The organism is Pseudomonas sp. MEJ086, assembly GCF_030209025.1.
Taxonomy (GTDB): Bacteria; Pseudomonadota; Gammaproteobacteria; order Pseudomonadales; family Pseudomonadaceae; genus Aquipseudomonas; species Aquipseudomonas fulva_A.
Genome location: NZ_JARVSV010000015.1, coordinates 1 through 22,169, shown reverse-complemented (window position 1 = coordinate 22,169; position 22,169 = coordinate 1). Strand labels below are relative to the sequence as shown.

Sequence of the window (22,169 nt, the reverse complement as noted above, 5' to 3'; positions counted from 1 at the left end):
TGAAAATATTAGATATTTTACAAATATCCGTCCAATCCATCATCGGCGCCACGGAGAAGCGGCGGGAGAGGCTAGGTAGCGTGGTTTCTGGCTTTGAGGCTGGTTCTAGAGGCATTAGCTCGAGTCTGTATAGTGCTTGAAAAGGCCATTTTTGAGCGTTTTTCAGCCGGCATTGTTAAGCGCCTGCACCAGTGGCACGCAGCGAGTCAACGAAGGCGCTCAGGCCGGTACAGGGGGCGGATCCGGTACGCCGTAACGGGGAGGCAGTTTATCAAGAAAGCCGGTCTTCGGATCGCAAGGCTGCGGTTCGCGCAGGGATGATACGGAGCCAGGCGGTGCTCGGAGTGCCTGGCGCATTCCATCGTGGAGCGCCTGACGAGGTGCCCGTCGAGGCGATGAAGGTCGTCTTTCTGGATCTCAGCTATTGGCCATCCAGCGCGCCAGACCGTGTCGTCCCCTGACGCCAAGCTTGCTGGCAGCGCGCTTCAGGTAGCTTTCTATCGAGCTGTTCTTGACCTCCAGCCGCCGTGCCAGCTCAGGTACCGTTATCCCTGACAGAAAGCCAACGCAGACTTCCCGCTCGCGGGCAGACAGCGGAACGCCCTGCCACTCGAGTTTTTTGCAGAAGGCGTTGTCCACCGAGCCAGCATGATTGTTTTGCTTGGCGGCAGACTGCCGGACTCGCCCAAGGCTTCGCGAGTGATGCTCGAGAAGAAACAGCAAGGTTTCAGAGAAGGTTTTCAGTGCCGACATTTCTGGCAAGGTGAAGGTACGCAAGCTCGACTGGCGGTAGAAACAGATGATGCGCCGCAGGTTACCGTTGCCTGCTACCAGGTTGCATTGGTGAACGGGGCACAGCGGGTGCAGCTTGCTCGAAGGCAGCCGGCGCTGAATGAGCAATGGATCGTTCATGTGCAGAATGCTGGGCAGCAGGCCCTGATCCAGCGCAGCGCAGCGCGCGCGTTCACGCGCTATCCCTGCAGTGCCCAGAATGCTGATCTCTCGAATCGTGGCACTTGGAATATCCAGGGTCCATTCGCTCAGTTCGAGGCCGTGAATCGGCACCAGATCTTGAATCAGTTCAAACAACTGATCAGCGAAGTTCGGATAACCGGTACTCGATACCACCCGGGCCAACTTACGACAAAAGAGTCGGTCGTTATCCTCTTCGAACTCTACTGCACGGTTCATGGCAATCGGTCGACCCTCCAGAAATTAAGCCCTTGAGACCGGGCCCCCCGGTCTCTCCCCAGGATGTTCAGCCTAGGTTCAGTTTTGTAAATCCTTCAGGCAAACAGTTACAAATGATTACTGTTCCATTTGCCCCGGTTTGAGGGGTCATGCACGGCAAAATCGGCAATGTTTAATGGCACTTAAATTTCTGCCAAGAAGGACCTTGAGCCATGCCCGTTCGTGCCGCCGATCCTCTCCCACTGAGCGCTGCCCAACGAGACATCTGGCTCGACCAGATCACTCACGGCGACTCCCCCCTCTACAACATTGGCGGTTACGTGAAGCTGACCGGGCCCATCGAGGCCTCGAAGCTGCATCAGGCACTGGAACGCCTGGTCAGCGCCCACTCGGCTTTACGCACGGTCATGGTCCCCGGGGAGGGAGACGACGGTCTGCCGATGCAGGTCTTCGCCGCGTCGATGCCCGTTACTCTGCCGCTGCACGACCTGAGCCAGTGCCACGAACCCGTCGCGGCGGCAGAGCGCCTGATCGACGAGCAGATGCAACGTCCCTATCGGCTGTATGACGGCCCGCTGTTCACCTTCTGTCTGATTCGCCTGGCTGACCAGGAGCATTGGCTGGTGACCCAGGCCCACCACCTGATACTCGACGGTTGGGGCTTCGGGCAGATGATCAAGGCGCTGGGCGAGCACTACACCGCGCTGTGCGAAGGTGACCGTATCGAGGACGAGGGCCTGTGCTACGGCCGTTTCGTCGAGGACGACTTGCGTTACCGCCAGTCGGGCCGATTCCTGCAGGACCAGGCCTACTGGCTGGACAAGTATCAGGACCTGCCGGAACCCGTGCTGGCCCCGCGCCAACGGGGTCGTGCGGCGAGCGCCGAGACACCCTCGCACACCTGGGTGCAGGCGCTGCCAGCCGCACTGCATGGGCGTATGCAGGCACTTGCGCAGCGCCACCGCGCCTCGGCCTTTCACGTTCTGCTCGCGGCACTGCATGTGTATTTCACCCGCACCGTACAACGCCCTGAGTGGGTGGTGGGCCTTCCATTGCTCAATCGCACCGGGGCACGCAGCAAGGCCACCCTGGGGCATTTCGCGCAGGTCAGTGCGGTGCGCCTGGCCACTCCTGCGCAACAGGATTTCGCCACCTTGATCAGCGAGGTGCGCGATAGGCTCAAGCGCGATTTTCGCCATCAACGTTTCCCTCTGAGCGAACTCCATCGCACCCTTGGCCTGTCCCGCGAAGAGCGCGCGCAGCTGTTCGAGGTATCGGTTTCCTATGAGCAGGAGGATCACGATTACCGCTATGGCAACGCCCGCGCCAGCACCTTGAAGGTCTCCAACGGACACGAAAGCACCCCTCTGGCGGTGCACCTGCGCAGCAACCGGCACAGTGGCGACACCTGGCTGCACCTGGTCTACAACCGTGCCTGGCTGTCGCACGACGACGCCCAGGCCATTGGTGCGCGCCTGCTGCAGGTGCTGGAGCAGGGGCTGGAAAACCCGGCCCTGGCGATTGCCGATTTCTTGCTGCCTACCCCGGCCGAAAGCCAGCGCATGGCCACCTGGAACGACACCGGCATGGCGGCGGTCGACGAGCCGTTGATTCACCGGCGAATCGAGCGCCATGCGCGTCAGCGCCCCGATGCCCTGGCAGCGGTACACCTCGACCAGCACCTGACGTATGCGCAGCTCGACCAGCGCGCCAATGCCCTGGCCGCGCACTTGATGGACTGCGGCGCCGGCCCCGAGACCCGTGTGGCGGTGGTCTGCCAACGCGGCCTGGACACCCTGGCGGGGCTGCTGGCGGTGCTCAAGGCGGGTGCCGCCTATGTACCGGTCGACCCCGCGCATCCTCCTGAGCGTCTGGGCTATCTGCTCACCGACAGTGGCCCAACCCTGGTGTTGACCCAGGCCGCACTGGTCGAACGCTTACCGCCCCTGGCGGTGCCGATCGTCGCGCTGGATGCCGTGGCGTTGCAGGCTCCGGGCCGCATCGCTGAGCCGGCCGGCGGGCTGGGCGGCGACAACCTGGCGTATGTCATCTACACCTCCGGGTCGACCGGCCAGCCCAAAGGCGTGATGGTGGAGCACCGCATGCTCGCCAACCTGGTCGACTGGCATTGCGCAGCCTTCGATGTTCGACCGGGCACCCAGACCTCCTGCTTGGCGGGGTTCGGTTTCGACGCCATGGCCTGGGAAGTCTGGCCGACCCTGTGTGCTGGCGGCACCCTGCATCTGGCACCGGTGCAGGAGGGCGGCGACGATGTCGAGGCCTTGCTGGACTGGTGGCGTGCCCAGCCGCTGCACGTCAGCTTCTTGCCCACACCCGTGGCGGAATACGCCTTCGGCCATGCGCAGGAACATCCGACGTTGCGCACCCTGCTGATCGGCGGCGATCGCCTGCGCCAGTTCACCCAGGCGCGTCGCTACCCGGTAATCAACAACTACGGTCCTACCGAAACCACCGTGGTCGCCACCTCCAGTGCGGTGCAGGCCGGGGCGTCTCTGCATATTGGCGGACCGATCGGCAACACCCAGGTCCACGTGCTGGATGCGCACCTGCAGCCGGTGCCCGTCGGTGTGGCCGGTGAGCTGTACATCGGCGGGGCAGGGGTCGCCCGTGGTTACCTGAACCGGCCGCAACTGACCGCCGAACGCTTCATCGCCGACCCCTTCAGCACGGTACCCGGCGCGCGTCTGTACCGCAGCGGTGACCAGGTGCGCTGGCGTGCCGATGGCACCCTGGAATACCTGGGCCGTAACGATGACCAGGTCAAGATCCGCGGCATGCGCATCGAACCGGGCGAGATCGAAGCGGCGCTTGCCAGCTGGCCGGGGGTCAAGGATGCGGTGGTGATGGTGCGTGATGAACACCTGGTGGCCTGGTTCACCGAGTCGGCCCGTGTCGATATCGGCCCGTTACGCGAAGCGCTGCGCGGGCTCTTGCCGGGTTACATGGTGCCCCGCGCCTTCATGCGCCTGGAGCAGTGGCCGCTGACCCGGCATGGCAAACTCGATCGCCGGGCATTGCCCGATCCGGATACCGCCAGCCTCGGCGTCAGCGCCTACGAGGTGCCGCAGGGGGGCGTGGAAACCCGTATGGCGGCGATCTGGGCCGACGTACTGTGCACCGAACGGGTGGGTCGGCAGGACAATTTCTTCGAGCTGGGCGGGCATTCGCTGCTGGCCATCGAGCTGGTCAAGCGCCTGCGCGGCGCCGGCCTCGACGCGGATGTGCATACCTTGCTCACCCATCCGACGGTGGCCTTGCTGGCTGGCAGCGAGCGGCGCCGTGCGGTGCTCAGCGTACCGGCCAACCGCATCCCCGCAGGCTGCACGCAGATCACGCCGGAGCTGCTGAGCCTGACCCGGTTGAGCCAGGCCGAGATCGACGGGATCGTTGCCGGGGTGCCGGGCGGCGCTGGCAATATCAAGGATATCTACCCGTTGACGCCCTTGCAGGAGGGCATCGTCTACCATCACCTGAGTGCCGGGCAGGGCGATCCCTACCTGCTGCAGTGGCGCCTGACCTTCGACTCGCTGGCCCGTTTGCAGGCCTGGGCGGCGGCGCTCCAGCAGGTCATCGACCGGCATGACATCCTGCGCACCTCGCTGGTCTGGGAGGGCCTGGAGACCCCGCATCAGGTGGTCTGGCGCCAGGCGCCGCTGTCGGTGCAAGCGATCAGCCTCGACCCCGGCGAGACCCAGGCGTCCGTCCTCGAGCGCCTGCAGAGCCAGTTCGATGCCCGTCACCATCGCCTGGACCTGGCCCAGGCCCCGCTGATTCGCCTGGTGCATGCCCGGCAGCCGGGCAGCGACGAAATCGTCGCCATCATCCTGTTCCACCACCTGGTGCTGGACAACAGCGCGATGGAAACCGTCAGCCGCGAAATGGCCGCCTTGCTGGAGGGGCGCCAGGCCGAGCTGGCGCCGCCCGTGCCTTACCGCGACTACGTGGCTCAGGTGCGCCTGGCCAGTGACGATGCGCGGCACGCCGCGTTCTTCAGCGACATGCTCGGCGATGTCGATGAGCCGACGCTGCCCTTCGGCCTGCAGGAAGTCGCCGCGGACGGCAGTGCCATCGAAGAGAGCCGACGTGCGCTGGGCGGCCAACTCGCCCAGCGCCTGCGCGAGCAGGCCAGGCGTGCCGGCGTGAGCGCGGCGAGCCTGCTGCACGTGGCCTGGGCGCGGGTGCTGAGCACGCTGGCCAGGCGCGACGACGTGGTGTTCGGCACCGTGCTGCTGGGGCGCATGGGGGCGGAGGGCTCCGACCGGGCGCTGGGCGTGTTCATCAACACCTTACCGCTGCGTGTCGAAACGGCGCTCGATACACGTAGCGCGGTACGGTCCGTGCACGCTCGGCTGTCGGCACTGATCGCCCACGAGCATGCCTCACTGGTGCTTGCTCAGCGTTGCAGCGGCGTGCCGGCCGGTACGCCGCTGTTCAGCGCCTTGCTCAATTACCGTCACAGCGCGGCGGTGAAACCCCGTGAAGGCAAGGGCCTCTGGCAGGGCGTCAGGGTGCTGGGCGGGGACGTGCGCAGCAACTACCCGCTGACGCTGAGCGTGGACGATCTCGGCGAAGGTTTCGACCTGCACGTGCTGGCCCAGCAAGGCCTGGGCGCTCAGCGCATCGTGGGCTGGGTGGAGCACAGCCTGGAGCAGTTGGTCGAGGCCCTGGCATCGGCTCCGGCGATCGGTCTGCAGCAACTGCCCATGCTGAGCGCCGACGAGCGCCGACGGCTGCTGGATGGCTGGCGTACGACCGCGCAGCCTTTTCCACGGCATGCCGCGGTGCAGGCTCTGGTCGAGGCGCAGGCGGTTCAGCGCCCCGACGCACCCGCGCTCATCCAGGCGGGACAGGTGCTCAGCTACGCCGAGCTGAATGCCCAGGCCAACCGCCTGGCCCACCATCTGATCGACCTCGGTATCGCGCCCGAGCAGCGTGTCGCGCTGTGCTTGCAGCGTGGCGTGCAGCGCGTGGTCGCCATGCTGGCGGTGCTCAAGGCCGGTGCCGCTTACGTGCCGGTGGACCCGGCGTATCCGGCTCAACGGATCGCCTATCTGCTCGCCGACAGCGACCCTCGCGTGGTGCTGACCGAGGCGTCGACCGACGCGCTGGCCGCCGACCGGCCGCGACTGAACATCGATTCGCCCGCTTGGCGGCAGGCCCGCGAGAGTAATCCTCGAGTGCCTGGCCTGGACTCGAACAACCTCGCCTACGTGATCTACACCTCCGGCTCCACCGGCCAGCCGAAGGGCGTGATGGTCGAGCACCATACGTTGGAAAATCTGGTGCACTGGCATGCCCAGGCCTTCGCGTTGACCGCAGGCAGCCACACCAGCAGTGTGGCCGGCTTCGGCTTCGATGCCATGGCCTGGGAGGTCTGGCCAGCCCTGTGCAGCGGTGCGGTGCTGCACCTGCCGCCAGCCCGGGTAGGCAATGAAAATGTCGATGAACTGCTCGACTGGTGGCTGGAGCAGCCGCTGCAGGTCAGCTTCCTGCCAACCCCGGTGGCGGAGCAGGCGTTGCGCCGTACGCGTCAGCACCCGACGCTGCGCACCTTGCTGGTCGGAGGTGATCGCCTGCGTCAGTTCGACCGTGACCCCGGTTTTGCAGTGGTCAACAACTACGGCCCGACTGAGACCACGGTGGTCGCCACTTCCGGCGTGCTGCTGCCGGGCGGGCCGCTGCATATCGGCCGGGCGATCGCCAACACCTGGGTCTACGTGCTGGACGAGCACCGCCAGCCGGTGCCCGAGGGCGTGGCCGGTGAGTTGTACATCGCAGGCGCGGGTGTTGCGCGCGGCTACCTGAACGCCTCGCAGATGACCGAGGCGCGCTTCCTGGCGGACCCGTTCAGTGCCAGCTCCGGCGGGCGTATGTACCGCAGTGGCGACCTGGTGCGCTGGAATCAGGATGGCACGCTGGACTACCTGGGGCGCAACGACGACCAGGTGAAAATCCGGGGCATGCGTATCGAACCGGGTGAAATCGAGGCCGCGCTGGTTAGCTTGGAAGGTGTGCAGGACGCCGTGGTGCTGGTGCGCGAGCAGCGCCTGTTGGCCTGGTTCACCAGCGCTACCGAAGTTGCCGGCGAGACCCTGCGCGAAGCGCTGAAAGCGCGTTTGCCAGCGCACATGGTGCCGTTGCTGTTCACCCGCCTGGATGCCTTGCCGCTGACCGCGCATGGCAAGCTCGACCGTCGGGCGCTGCCCGATCCGGGCCGCGAAGAACTGGTCAGCCGTGCCTACGAGGCACCGCAGAACGAGGTGGAGGAGCGCATCGCCGAACTCTGGGCGCAGGTCCTGGGTGTGGAGAAGGTCGGTCGGCAAGACAACTTCTTCGAACTCGGCGGCCATTCGCTGCTCGCCGTGACCCTGGTCGAACGCCTGCGTAGCGCCGGCCTGCCCGTCGATGTGCGCGTGCTCCTCGGCCAGCCTACCGTCGCCGCGCTGGCGGCCTCGGTCGGCCGTGGCCGCGAGGTACAGGTGCCGGCCAACCGGGTGCCGGAGGGCTGCACGCGCATCACTCCGGAGCTGCTGAGCCTGACCGAGCTCGACCAGGCGACGCTCGATCGCATCGTCGCCGGCGTGCCTGGTGGTGCCGCCAATGTGCAGGAAATCTATCCGTTGGCGCCGCTTCAGGAAGGCATTCTCTATCATCACCTGACGGGCGAGCAGGCCGACCCCTATCTGCTGCACCTGCATATGAACGTCGACAGCCGAGAGCGTCTGGAGACGGTCGTCGATGCCTTGCGCAAGGTGATCGCACGTCACGACAGCCTGCGTACCGCCGTGGTCTGGGACGGCCTGACCACGCCTCAGCAGGTGGTCTGGCGTCACGCCGAACTGCGTGTCGAGGAAGTCGCGTCGCCGGTTCCGGGCAGCCTCGCCGCCCCGGCACGCATGGACCTGACCCAGGCGCCGCTGCTGCGTCTGGAATTCAGCCAGCGACCAGGTGAGGAGGGGCTGTCGGCCACCCTGTTGTTCCACCACATCGTGCTGGATGCCACCGCCCTTGACGTGATGCGTGACGAGATGCTCGCCCACCTGCGCGGTGATCCGATGCCGACGCAGCCGGCCGTGCCTTATCGCAATTACGTGGCACATGCGCGGCTGGGCATGAGCGAGGCGGAACACGAGGCCTACTTCCGTGAGCAGTTGGGCACCATCGAGGAGCCGACGCTGCCGTTCGAGCTGCACGACGTACAGCGTGGCGAGCAGCCTCTGGAGGAAGCCTGGCAGCGCCTGCCCGACGTGCTGGTGCGGCGCCTGCGCAGCCAGGCGCGGCAGTTGGGTGTCAGCCTCGCCAGCCTGTTGCACCTCGCCTGGGCCCGTGTTCTGGGCGCGGCCACTGGCAATGGACAGGTGGTGTTCGGTACGGTGCTGCTCGGGCGCCTGCAGGGCGGTGAGGGCGCTGACCGCGGGCTGGGCATGTTCATCAATACCCTGCCGCTACGCGTCGACCTCGACGGCATCGGCGTGCGCGAAGGCGCGCGTGCCACCCATGCGCGTCTCGCCCGGTTGCAGGCCCATGAGCACGCTTCGTTGGCCCAGGCGCAGCGCTGCAGTGCGGTGTCCGCCCAACTGCCGCTGTTCAGTGCGATCCTCAACTACCGTCATGCGGCCGGCCAGGCCCGCCAGGATGCCCAGCACGACGCGTGGCGTGGTCTGGAAATCCTCGACAGCGACAATCACACCAACTACCCGCTGAGCCTGAATGTCGACGACCTCGGCGAGCGCTTGCGCGTGGGCGTCACCGCCCCGCAAACGGTCGGAGCGCGACGGGTCTGTGACCAGCTGCTCGAAGTGCTGCAAGGGCTGGTCAATGCCCTTGAAAGCCAGCCGGAGCTGTCGCTGCACCGCTTGCAGGTTCTGTCTGCCCAGGAACGCAAACGTTTGCTAGTTGATCTCAACGACTCGGTATTGCCGTTCGATCAGCACAAGACGCTGCATACGCTGTTCGAGGAGCAGGCCCGTCGCACGCCGCACGCGATGGCCGTGCTCAGCGAGCAGGAGCAGGTGAGCTATCGGCAGCTCAACGAGCGCGCCAACCGCCTGGCTCACCATCTTGTCGACCTGGGCGTGCAGCCCGATGACCGCGTGGCGGTGTGCGTGGAACGCGGTGTGTCGCTGGTCGTCGGCCTGCTGGCGATCCTCAAGGCCGGTGGCGCCTATGTACCGCTCGACCCGACCTATCCTCGCGAGCGCTTGCAGTACATGCTCGAAGACAGCGCGCCCGCTGCGCTGCTGGGCCAGGCAGGCACTCGGCATCTGCTCGAATGTCAGGGCGTGCCGCAGGTAGATATCGATGCCCTCGACGCGCTCGGAGAGCGGCTGCACGATCCGCGGATCGAGGCCCTGCAGCCGGGCAACCTGGCCTACGTTATCTACACCTCCGGCTCCACAGGCCGGCCCAAGGGGGTGATGGTCGAGCATCGCAACGTGGTGAACCTGGTGCACTGGAGCGCCCAGCTGTTCCCGCAGGGGGCGGACGGTCGCGTGTTGCACAAGACACCGATCAGTTTCGATGCCTCGGTCTGGGAGCTGTTCTGGCCGTTGTGCAGCGGGGGGCCGTTGCTGCTGGCCCGCCCGGATGGGCAGCGCGATCCGGCCTATCTGGCGCGGATGATCAGCGAGTGGCGCGTCAGTGTGGTGCAGTTCGTACCCGTGCTGTTGCAGCAGTTCCTCGATCTGCCACAAAGCGCAGCCTGCGACAGCCTCACCGATATCGTCTGCGGCGGCGGCGAGCTGACTCCGGCGCTGGCCAGCTTGCTGCGCCAGCGCCTGCCTCGGGTACGCCTGCACAACGTTTACGGCCCGACGGAAACCACCGTTGACTGCAGCATCTGGACCCTGGCAGCGGAGCAGCCGGTACCCGGCAGCTTCCTGCCGATCGGCCGACCGGTGGCCAATACCCGTCTGTATGTGCTCGATGCCTGGGACCAGCCGGTGCCCCAGGGCGTGGTCGGCCAGTTGCATATCGGCGGCGCGGGGGTTACCCGTGGCTACCGCAACCTGCCACTGGCTCAGGCCGAGCGCTTCATCGCCAGCCCGTTCGTGCCGGGTGAGCGCCTGTACCGCAGTGGTGACCTGGTACGCCAGCACGCCGACGGCAATCTGGAGTTCCTCGGTCGCAACGACGATCAGGTCAAGCTGCATGGCCTGCGCATCGAGCTGGGCGAGATCCAGGCGGCGCTTGCGCAGTGCCCCGGTGTCGAGCACGCCGTGGTCATGGTGCGCGACGATGGTCCGGGCGGGCAGCGGCTGGTGGCCTACTACACGGGCACGCCAACCCGCGCCGAGGTGCTGCGCGAGGCCCTGCGCAGCCATCTGCCGGACTACATGTTGCCGGCCTTCTACCTGCACCTGCAGAGCCTGCCACTGAGCCCCAACGGCAAACTGGACCGCCAGGCCCTGCCGGCCCCCGGCAGTGAGGCCCTGCCGGTACGTATCCACGAAGCACCGCAAGGCGAGATGGAACAACTGCTGGCCGACCTCTGGCGCGAACTGCTGGGCGTGGAGGCAGTGAGCCGCCATGACAACTTCTTCGAGCTCGGTGGTCACTCGCTGCTGGCCATCAGCCTGACCGCACGCTTGCGGCAGGAAGGTATCGAGGCCGACGTCCGCGCCTTGTTCGAACAACCGACACTGGCCGGTTATGCCGCCATCACAGAGAGCATGGAGATTATCCTGTGAGCATCAACGAGCTTCTGGCGACACTCAAGGCACTGGACATCCAGCTGGCCGTCAAGGATGGGCAACTGGCCGTGCAGGGCAATCGCCGCGCGCTCAGCGACAATGGCCTGGTCGATCACCTGCGCTCGCACAAGACAGCGCTGATCGAGCTGCTCGAACAGGGCCTGTACACCCATGGCAGGCGCGGCATGCCGACGCTGCCTGCCAATGGCATCGCTGTCGGCTGCACACGCATCACCCCCGAGATGCTGACCCTGGTGGACCTCGATCAGGCCGCCATCGAGCGCCTAACCGACCTGATCCCTGGCGGCGCCGCCAACGTGCAGGACATCTACCCCCTGGCGCCCTTGCAGGAGGGCATTCTGTACCACCACGTCAGCGCCAGCGGCCGCGATCCCTATGTGATGCGCGTGGATTTCGCCCTGGCCGACCAGCAGCGTCTGGACGCCTTCGTCCAGGCCTTGCAGGCAGTCATCGATCGGCACGACATTCTGCGCAGCTCGGTGCACTGGCAGGGACTGGAACAGCCGGTGCAGGTGGTCTGGCGCAGCGCCCGGCTGAACATCGACAACCGGGCGGACAGCCCCGACGCCGAACAGCCGGGGCTGGATCTGGGCCAGGCGCCGCTGTTGCGTCTGGTCTGCGGCGGTGCCGACGATGGCCGGGTACGCGCCAGCCTGCTGTATCACCACATCGCTCTGGACCACAGCGCGCTGGAGGTGGTGCGTCAGGAAATCCATGCCTGCCTGCTCGGCCAGGGAGCGACGCTGGGCACGCCGGTGCCGTTTCGCAACTACGTGGGGCAAGCGTTGCTGGGCGTCAGCGAGGCCGAGCACGAGGCGTTCTTCCGCGGCATGCTCGGCGACGTCGTGGAGCCGACCCTGGCCTACGACCTGCAAGACCTCAGTGGGGACGGTGAGCATGCCAGCGAGCACAGCATCACCCTGGACCCGGCTTTTTGCCTGCGCCTGCGCGCACAGGCGCGCACCCTCGGGGTGAGTGTCGCCAGCCTGTTCCACCTCGGTTGGGCACACGTCCTTGCGGGGCTGACCGGTCGTCAGCGGGTGGTCTTCGGTACCGTGCTGATGGGGCGGTTGCTGGGTGCCGAGGCCACCGAGCGAGCCTTGGGCATCTTCATCAACACCCTGCCATTGTGCCTGAGCCTGGAGGCCCAGGAGGTGTCCTCGGCGATACGCACCACGCATCAGCGGCTGACCACACTGATGCGTCACGAGCATGCACCGCTGGCCCTGGCGCAACGTTGCAGCGGCGTGGCTGCGCCGACACCGCTGTTCAATGCACTGCTCAACTACCGCCACAGTTCGCCCGAGCACGGCAGTGGCGAACTGTGGCAAGGCATCGAAGTGCTGCAGGCCAGAGAGCGCAGCAACTACCCCGTGGTCATGAGCGTCGACGACCTGGGCGAGGCGTTTGCATTTACCGCGCAGACGGCAGCGGGTGTCGACCCGCTGCGAACTTGCCGCTACCTGCAGCGGGCCATGGAGCAGATGCTCGATGCGCTGGAGCAGGCGCCAGCCGCTTGTTTCGAGCGGGTCGATATCCTGCCGGACGACGAGCGCATCCAGCTGCTGCAGCACTTCGCCGGCTCGCGCAGCCCCTATGAAAGTCTGCACACGGTGCACTGGCGCATCGAACGCCAGGCGCTTGAACGGCCAGGCGCCGTCGCCGCCGCGGTTGGCGAGCAGGTGCTGAGCTATGCCGAGTTGAACGGCCTGGCCAACGGCCTGGCCCATCGACTGATCGCGCTCGGCGTGCGCCCGGACGACCGCGTGGCAGTGGTCGCCCGTCGCGGCCTGGACACTCTGGTGGGGCTGTTGGCGGTGCTCAAGGCCGGTGCCGGTTACGTGCCGGTGGACCCGGCGCATCCGGACGAACGCATCGCCTATCTGTTGAGCGACAGCGCCCCCGTGGTGGTGCTCAGCCAGCAGGATCTGCTCGAGCGCCTGCCGGGGCTGAGCGTTCCGGTGCTGCTGCTCGACCAGCCGAGCTGGAGCGCCCGCGAGGACAACCCGCAGGTGCCGGGCCTGAGTGCCTGTCACCTGGCCTACGTGATCTACACCTCCGGTTCCACCGGCCAGCCGAAAGGCGTGATGGTCGAGCACCAGAGCCTCAGCAACCTGGTGGACTGGCATTGCCAGGCCTTCGACCTGAAGGCTGGCAGCCACACCGCCAGCGTCGCCGGTTTCGGCTTCGACGCCATGGCCTGGGAGGTCTGGCCAGCGCTGTGCGCGGGGGCGACCCTGCACCTGCCGCCAGCGCATATCGGCAACGAACAGCTCGACGCCTTGCTCGACTGGTGGCAGGCGCAGCCGCTGCAGGTGGCCTTCCTGCCCACGCCGGTGGCGGAGTACGCGTTCAGTCGCGAGTTGCGTCACCCGACGCTGCGCACCCTGCTGATCGGCGGTGACCGCCTGCGCCAGTTCCCCCGTGATCCCGGCTTTGCGGTGATCAACAACTACGGGCCCACCGAGGCCACGGTGGTGGCCAGCTCCGGGCGCCTGTGGCCCGAAGGCCGCCTGGACATCGGCAAACCGATCGCCAACACGCGCCTGTACCTGCTCGACGAGCACCGGCAACTGGTGCCCAGTGGGGTGGCGGGCGAGCTGTACATCGGCGGCGAAGGGGTGGCGCGGGGTTACCTGAACCGCGCGGAGTTGACCGCCGAACGCTTCCTCGACGACCCCTTCGTCGCCCAGCCTGGCGCGCGCATGTACCGCAGCGGTGACCTGGCGCGTTGGAATGCCGACGGAACGCTGGATTACCTGGGGCGCAACGATGACCAGGTGAAGATCCGCGGCATGCGTATCGAACTGGGCGAGATCGAGAGCCAGCTGGGGCAGGTGGCGGGGGTCGAAGAGGCCCTGGTGCTGGCCCGCGAAGACGCGCCCGGCCAGCCACGCCTGGTGGCGTATTTCACGGGGTCGCAGACGCTATCGGCCAGCGGTCTGCGCAGTGCCTTGCTGGCGCGGCTGCCAGGCTACATGGTGCCGGGTGCCTTCGTGCGCCTGGAGGCCTGGCCGCTGACGGCCAATGGCAAGGTCGATCGCCGGGCGCTGCCGGCACCGGATCGCGAGGCATTGCCGGAGCGCACTTTCGAAGCACCCCAGGGCGAACTGGAAACCACCCTGGCAGCGATCTGGTGCGAGTTGCTGCAGGTCGAGCGGGTAGGGCGGCATGACCATTTCTTCGAACTGGGTGGCCATTCGTTGCTGGCCATGCGCATGGTGGCCCAGGTGGCCCAGCGACTGCAGCGGGTTCTGACCCTGGCCGACCTGTTCGCCGACAGCAGCCTTGCCGCGGTCGCTCAGTGCCTGGAGGGGGCGACCCCTGACCATCTGCCGGCCATCGAGACCGGGGCCCGCAGCGGGCCGCTGCCGTTGTCCGCCGCGCAGCAACGCATCTGGTTCATGGCGCAGATGACGGATGCCAGCAGCGCTTACAACATTCCGCTGGGCCTTGCTCTCAACGGCCCGCTGGACAGCCGCGCGCTGCGCCTCGCTCTGGAGCGTATCGTCGCGCGTCACGAGGCACTGCGCAGCCTGTTCGTCGAGCACGACGGCGAAGCCCGGGTTCAGGTGGCCCCCGACAGCGTGCGACCGGATATCTGCTGGCAGGACATGCGTGATCAGGACATGCAGGCCATACGTGAGGTGATCCGCGACGAAGCCGGGCAACCCTTCGACCTGCAGCATGATCTGCCGATTCGCGGGCGCTTGTTGTGCCTGGAAGAAGACCGCCACATCCTGCTGCTGACCCTGCATCACATCGTCGCCGACGGTTGGTCGCTGGGCGTGCTGACTGCTGAGCTGAGTGCCCTGTACCAGGCGTTCAGCCAGGGCGAGGCCGATCCGCTGCCGGCGCTCGCGCTGCAGTACGGCGATTACGCCCTGTGGCAACGCCAGTGGCTGGACGCACAGAGTCTGAGTGCGCAGGCCGGGTACTGGCAGCGTACCCTCGAGGGTGCCCCCATGCTGTTGACCCTGCCGACCGACCGGCCGCGGCCGGAACGCCAGGATTATCGCGGGGCCACCGTGCCCCTGCAGCTCGATCCCCAGCTGTGCGCCGAGCTGCGTGCCTGCAGCCAGCGCCAGGGCGTGACCCCCTTCATGCTGTTCATGGCCGCCTGGGCGGTACTGCTGGCGCGGTTGTCCGGCCAGGGCGAGGTGGTGATCGGTATGCCGGTGGCCAACCGTCGCCGTGCCGAGATCGAAGGGCTGATCGGCCTGTTCGTCAATACCCTGGCCGTGCGCGTGGACACCACCGGTGAGCCGGATGTGGCCACGCTGCTGGGCCGGGTGAGGAACCGCATCATCGAGGCCCAGGCCAATCAGGACCTGCCTTTCGAGCAGGTCGTGGAGCACCTGCGGCCCGTGCGCAGCCTGGCCCACAGCCCGCTGTTCCAGGCTTCGCTGGCCTGGGACGGGAGCCATGGCGCGCCGCTGCGCCTGGGTGACCTGCAACTCGAAGCACTGGGTGAGCAACCAACCTTCGCCAAGTTCGATCTGACCCTGAGCGTCAGCGAAAGCGCCGAGGGCTTCACCTGCATGCTCGACTACGCCACGGCACTGTTCGACCCGGCGACCGTCGAGCGTTACGCCGGTTATCTCAAGCAGGTGCTGCGCGGCATGGCCGACGACGCCCGCGCGCTGCCCGAACGCATCGAGATGCTCGGCGCGCAGGAGCGCCAGCGCCTGCTGTTCGAGCTCGATGCCAGCGAGACCGCCGCGCAGGGGGCAGAGCGCCTGCCGACGCTGTTCGAGGCGCAGGTCGCACGCACCCCGGAGGCCATCGCGCTGGACGTCGATGCCCGGCAGTTGAGCTACCGGCAGCTCAATGAACAAGCCAACCGCCTGGCCCATTACCTGATCGAGCAAGGGGTGAGTGCCGACAGCCGCGTGGCGATCTGCGTGGAGCGCGGCGCGCAACTGGTCGTCGGCTTGCTGGCCATTCTCAAGGCCGGTGGCGCTTACGTGCCGCTGGACCCTGGCTATCCGCACGAACGTCTGGCCTACATGCTCGAGGACAGCGATGCCCTGGCGCTGCTGGTCGATGGCACCACCCGTGAACGCTTTGCCGGCGGTACGACGCCGTTGATCGACCTGGATGCCTGCATCTGGGCGGAACACTCCCTCGCCGACCCGCAGCTGGACACGGCCGGGGCCAGCGACCTGGCTTACGTCATCTACACCTCGGGCTCGACCGGCACGCCCAAGGGCGTGATGGTCGAGCAGCGCAACCTGTGCAACCTGGTGCAGTGGAGTTCGCGGCTATGTCCACCCGTCCCGTCGGGCGCGCTGTTGCACAAGACCCCGGTCAGCTTCGACGCGTCGGTCTGGGAGCTGTTCTGGCCGCTGTGCGCCGGGTTGCGCCTGGTGCTGGCGCGGCCCGGTGGGCAGCGCGATGCCGATTACCTGGTGGAGGTGATTCGCCAGCGGCAGGTCAGCGTCGTGCAGTTCGTACCCGCCTTGTTGCAGCAGTTCCTGGCTGCAGCCGACTGCCACACCTGTACCTCGTTGACCGATATCGTCTGCGGGGGCGGCGAACTGACCGCCGCGCTGGCCGCCCAGGTCCGTCAACGCCTGCCCATGGCGCGCCTGCACAACGTCTACGGACCCACGGAAACCACGGTGGACTGCAGCGTCTGGACCCTGCACCCCGGGCAGCCGGTGCCCGACGAAACGCTGCCGATCGGGCGGCCGATCAGTAACACCCGGCTCTACGTGCTGGACGCCTGGGACCAGCCGGTCCCGCAGGGCGTGGTCGGCCAGTTGCACATCGGCGGTGCCGGCGTGGCGCGTGGCTACCTGAACCTGCCTGCCGTACAGGCCGAACGCTTCATCGCCAGCCCGTTCGTGGCGGGTGACCGCCTTTATCGCAGTGGCGACCTGGTGCGCCAGGGCGCGGACGGCAACCTGCTGTTCGTCGGTCGCAGCGATTTCCAGGTCAAGCTGCATGGTCTGCGCATCGAACTTGGCGAGATCGAGGCCCGCTTGCTCGAACACCCGGCCGTACGCGAAGCGGCGGTGCTGCTGCGTGGCGACCGTCTGGTGGCCTGGTTCAGCTGCGAAGCGGGACCGCGGCCGGGCATCGATGCCTTGCGCAACCATCTGCTGGGCGGCTTGCCGGATTACATGGTGCCCGCCGCCTATGTCGCGCTGGACAGCTTGCCGTTGACGCCCAACGGCAAGCTCGACCGCGAGGCCTTGCCAGTACCGGACGACAGCGCCGTGCTCGCGCGCACCTACGAAGCGCCGCAAGGGGACATCGAAACCTGGCTGGCGCGCGTGTGGGCCGAGTTGCTCAACGTGCCGCGTGTCGGGCGGCAGGACAACTTCTTCGAACTGGGCGGGCACTCGCTGCTGGCCGTCAGCCTGGTGGCACACATGCGCCGCGCCGGGCTCTGCGTCGATGTGGGTGCACTGTTCGCCCAACCGACCCTTGCGGTGCTGGCGCGCAGCGTGGTGCGCCAGGATCGCCAACCGGTACCGGCCAACCGGATCGCGGCGGGTTGTACGCAGATCACCCCCGACCTGCTGCCACTGGTCAGCCTCGCCCCGTCGGACATCGAGCGCATCGTCGCCCGCGTAGCGGGTGGCGCGGCCAATGTCCAGGATATCTACCCGCTGGGGCCGCTGCAGGCCGGCATTCTCTATCACCATCAGTTGGCGGCCGGCGATGCCGATCCCTATCTGCTGGAAGCGCGCTTCGCCTTCGTCAGTGGCGAGCGCCTGGACGCTTTCTGCCAGGCGTTGCAGCGGGTCATCGACCGTCATGACATCCTGCGCAGCGCCTTGCACTGGGAGGCCCTGCAGACCCCTGTGCAAGTGGTCTGGCGCCATGCCAGTCTGCCGATCAGCGAGGTTCCTCTGACCTCACTGGACGACTGCGCAACCCTCGACCTGACCCAGGCACCGCTGCTCCATCTGGCCCACGCCCGGGACCGGGCCAATGGCAAGATCGTCGCCGTGCTGCGTTTTCATCACGCGATCATGGATCACATCGGCCTCGAGGTGCTGGGCCAGGAAGTGCAGGCCATGCTGCTCGGCGAACAGGCGCAGCTCGCCGAGCCGGTTCCCTATCGCAACTACATCGCTCAGGTACTGCAAGGGCCCGACGAGCAGGCCCACGAGGCGTTCTTCCGTGAGCAGTTGGGCGACATCGACGAACCCAGCCTGCCTTATGGCATGACCCCGTCGCGCAGCGTTCAGGCCCCTGGCATGGCGGCCTTGCCGCTCGACCCTGAGCTGGCTCTGCGCCTGCGCGGGCAGGCACGCCAGTTGAACGTCAGTGTCGCGAGCCTGATGCACCTGGCCTGGGCCGAGGTGCTCGGGCAGCTCTCCGGGCGTGGGCAGGTGGTGTTCGGCACCGTGCTGCTTGGCCGAATGCTCGGCGGCGAGGGCGCCGAGCGGGCCATGGGCGTGTTCATCAATACCTTGCCGCTGCGTATCGACCTGGGCAAGTCGAATGCCCGCGACGCGGTGCTTGATACCCACCAGCGCCTGAGCGCGCTGCTGGCCCATGAGCAGGCGCAACTGGCGCTGGCCCAGCGCTGCAGTGCGCTGCCTGCCGGCACGCCATTGTTCAGCACGCTGCTGAACTTCCGCCACAGCAGCGCGGCGCAGAGCGACGCGAGCGCGCGGGAAGCGTGGCGGGGCATCGAGGTTCTGCAGGCCGAAGAGCACAGCAACTATCCGTTGACCATGAGCGTCGATGACCAGGGCGATGGCTTCACCCTGACCGCTCGAACTCAGGGTGGGCTGGATGCGCAGCGCATCTGCGCGTATCTGCAGCAGTCTCTGGGCGAGCTGGCGAGGACGCTGGAGCAGCATCCGCAGCATGTCCTGGCAGGGGCGATCATTCCGCCGGGCGAGCGTGAGCGCCTGCTGTCGACCTTCAACGACACCTGCCTCGACTACCCGCGCGACCAGCCGGTACACCAGCTGTTCGAGCAGCGCAGCGCCCTGCATCCGCAAGCCGTGGCGGTGGTGGATGGCAGCCACTCGCTCACCTATGCGCAGTTGAACGCACGTGCCAATGCGCTGGCGCATCATCTGCACGGGCAGGGCATCAGGCCCGGCGACCACGTTGGCATCCTGCTGCCGCGCTCCGCCGACCTGGTGATCGCTCAGTTGGCCATCGGCAAGTGCGCGGCGACCTATGTGCCGCTGGACGTCAATGCGCCCGCCGAGCGGCACAGCTACATGCTCGATGATTGCGCCGCCGTGTGCCTGCTGACGCAACGCGCGCTGCCGGTCGCGGCGACGGTCAGGCGTATCGACCTGGACGAGCTGACCCTCGATCCCACCGCGGTACACAACCTCGACCTGCCCCGGGCGGCGGATTCGCCGGCCTATGTGATGTACACCTCGGGTTCCACCGGGCTGCCCAAGGGCGTACGGGTAGGGCACCGGGGCATCGTGCGTCTGGTGGTGAACAATGGCTACGCCGAGTTCGGTGATCGCGACTGCTTCGCCCTGGCGTCCAACCCGGCGTTCGATGCCGCGACCCTGGAGGTATGGGGCGCGCTGCTCAACGGTGGGCAAGTGTTCGTCATCGACCATGCGACCCTGGTCGATCCTCAGCGCTTCGCCACGGCGCTGCGCCAGGGCGGGGTCAGCGTGCTGTTCCTCACCACCGCACTGTTCAACCAGTACGCGCAGCTGCTGCCGCAGGCTCTGGCCGAGCTGCGCGTGTTGTTGTCCGGGGGCGAGCGGGCCAGCCCGGCGACCTTCCGCACTTTGCTGGCCCATGCGCCGAACACCCGTCTGTTCAACGCCTATGGCCCGACCGAAACCACCACCTTCGCGACTGTCCACGAAGTGCGGGCGGTCGACGCAGGCATGGAAGCCCTGCCGATCGGCCGACCGATCGGCAACACGCGCCTCTACGTACTGGACGCGCGGCAGCGCCTGGCGCCACTGGGGGTGGTCGGTGAGCTGTATATCGGTGGCGATGGCGTGGCCATGGGCTACCTGAATCGCGCGAGTCTCACCGAAGAGAAGTTCGTCGCCGACCCGTTCAGCGACCAGCCAGGGGCGATGATGTATCGAACCGGCGACCTGGGGCGCTGGCTGGAGGACGGCCAGCTGGAGTGCCTGGGGCGCAACGACGATCAGGTGAAGATCCGCGGTTTCCGCATCGAGCTGGGCGAGATCGCCAATGCCCTGCAGCGCTTGCCCGGGGTACGCGATGCCGTGGTTCTGGCCCGTGAGGATGAGCCGGGGCAGGTGCGCCTGGTGGCGTACTTCACCGCCGGCGGTGCGGGCGAGATCGAGACCGCGCAGCAGATGCGTGCGCAGTTGCAGACCCAGCTGCCGGACTACATGGTGCCGTCTGCATGCGTGGAGCTGAAGACGCTGCCGCTGACCGCCAATGGCAAGCTCGATCAACGGGCGCTGCCCAAGCCCGATCACTCGACCCTGTTCGGGCTCGTCTACGAGGCACCGCAAGGGGACATGGAGCACGCCCTGGCAGCGATCTGGGCCGAGGTGCTGCAGGTCGAGCGAGTCGGGCGCCACGACCACTTCTTCGAACTGGGTGGGCACTCGCTGCTGGCGATGCGCATGGTTTCCCAGGTGCGTCAGCAACTGGGCCTGGAGCTGCCGCTGGGCGAGCTGTTCGCCCTGGGCGAACTGGCGGCGGTGGCGGCTGCGCTGTCGAACCAGCAGGTGCTCGAGGTCGAGGTCATCCGTGCGCTGCCACGGGGCCAGCGATCTGCGCTGTCGTTCGCGCAGCAGCGCCTGTGGTTCCTGACCCAGATGGAAGGCGGCAACCAGGCCTATAACATTCCCATGGCCCTGGAGCTGCGTGGGCCACTCGACGTGACGGCGCTGCAGCGCAGCCTGGAGCGGATCGTCGAGCGGCATGAAACCCTGCGCAGTCGTTTCGTGCCCAGCGATCAGGGCGCCGAAGTGGTTTTCGTGGCCAGTTCGGCGCAACTGCCGCAGGAAGACCTGCGTGACAGGCCGCAGGCGCTGCACGGACGGCTCGCAGTGCTGGCCGTCGAACCCTTCGACCTGAGTCATGAGCCTGCGCTGCGTTCGCGCCTGTTGTGTCTGGGCGAGGACCACCACGTGCTGTCGCTGACCCTGCACCATATCGTTGCCGACGGTTGGTCGATGGGCGTTCTGACCCGTGAGCTGCTGGCCCTGTACCCGGCGATGCAGCGTGGCGAGGCCGACCCGCTGTCACCACTGGCGATCCAGTACGCCGATTTCGCAGCCTGGCAACAGAGCTGGCTGAGCGGCGAACGCCTGCAGCGCCAGGCCGCCTACTGGCGCCAGGCACTGGATGGCGCGCCCACGCTGCTGAGCCTGCCCACCGACCGGCCCCGCCCGGCGCAGCAGGATTTCGCAGGTGCAAGCCTGGCGCTGCGCCTGGACGCCGCGCTGACCGCCAACCTGCGTGCCCTGGCGCAGCGTCAGGGTGTCACGCTGTACATGACCCTGATGGCGGCCTGGGCCGCCTTGCTGGCGCGCTTGTCGGGCCAGGCCGATGTGGTGGTCGGCAGCCCGATCGCCGGGCGCAGCCGGGTCGAGCTCGAGCCGCTGATCGGCCTGTTCGTCAACACCCTGGCGATTCGCCTCGACCTGTCTGCGGCGCCCACCGGCGAAGCCCTGCTGGCCCAGGTGCGCAGCCGTGTGCTGGAAGCGCAGGATCATCAGGACCTGCCGTTCGAACAGGTGGTCGAGAGCGTGGCACCGGCACGCAGCCTGGCGCATTCGCCGTTGTTCCAGACCACCCTCAACTGGCTCGCCGGGGAAAGCACGCTGCCAGCGCTGGATGGCCTGACGCTGTCGGTGGTGGAGCAGAGCAGCCAGGTGGCCAAGTTCGACCTGTCCCTGAACCTGGGCGAGTACGGCGATGTGCTGGTCGGCACCCTGGACTACGCCACCGCGCTGTTCGACGAGGCCAGTGTTCGCCGTTACGGCCGATATTTCGAGGCCCTGTTGCAGGCGTTGGTCAGCGACGAGCAATGCGTTATCGACGCGGTGCCGCTGGTGAGCGGGGACGAGCGTGAAACCTTGCTCGACACCTTCAATGCCAGCGCCATGGCGTTCGCGCCGGCGCAGACCCTGCATGGGCGGATCGAGGCCCAGGCCGTTGGCGCTGCCGAGGCCATCGCCGCCCGCATGGGGGATGAAGCGCTGAGCTATGCCGAGTTGAACGCTCAGGCCAACGGCCTGGCCCATCGCCTGATCGCGCTCGGCGTGCGCCCGGACGACCGCGTGGCAGTGGTCGCCCGTC

3 protein-coding genes are annotated in these 22,169 nt (G+C 67.0%); 2 read left to right on the top strand and 1 reads right to left on the bottom strand.

Annotated features, from left to right (window positions below):
• Positions 1-417: 417 nt before the first annotated feature.
• Entirely contained in the window at positions 418-1,191 is a 774-nt protein-coding gene (locus QRN22_RS10610) for a helix-turn-helix transcriptional regulator (protein WP_042552945.1), read from the bottom strand.
• Between the two features lie 212 nt (positions 1,192-1,403).
• On the opposite strand from QRN22_RS10610, the gene QRN22_RS10605 reads away from it, so the two are divergent.
• Both QRN22_RS10605 and QRN22_RS10600 read left to right on the top strand, forming a co-directional pair.
• A complete protein-coding gene (locus QRN22_RS10605) occupies positions 1,404-10,901 on the top strand; it encodes a non-ribosomal peptide synthetase (protein WP_042552944.1) in 9,498 nt (3,165 codons plus the stop codon).
• Positions 10,898-22,169, top strand: an 11,272-nt coding sequence (locus QRN22_RS10600) for a non-ribosomal peptide synthetase (protein WP_285402536.1), incomplete at its 3' end; no start/stop codon positions are given. The genes QRN22_RS10605 and QRN22_RS10600, both read left to right, overlap by 4 nt.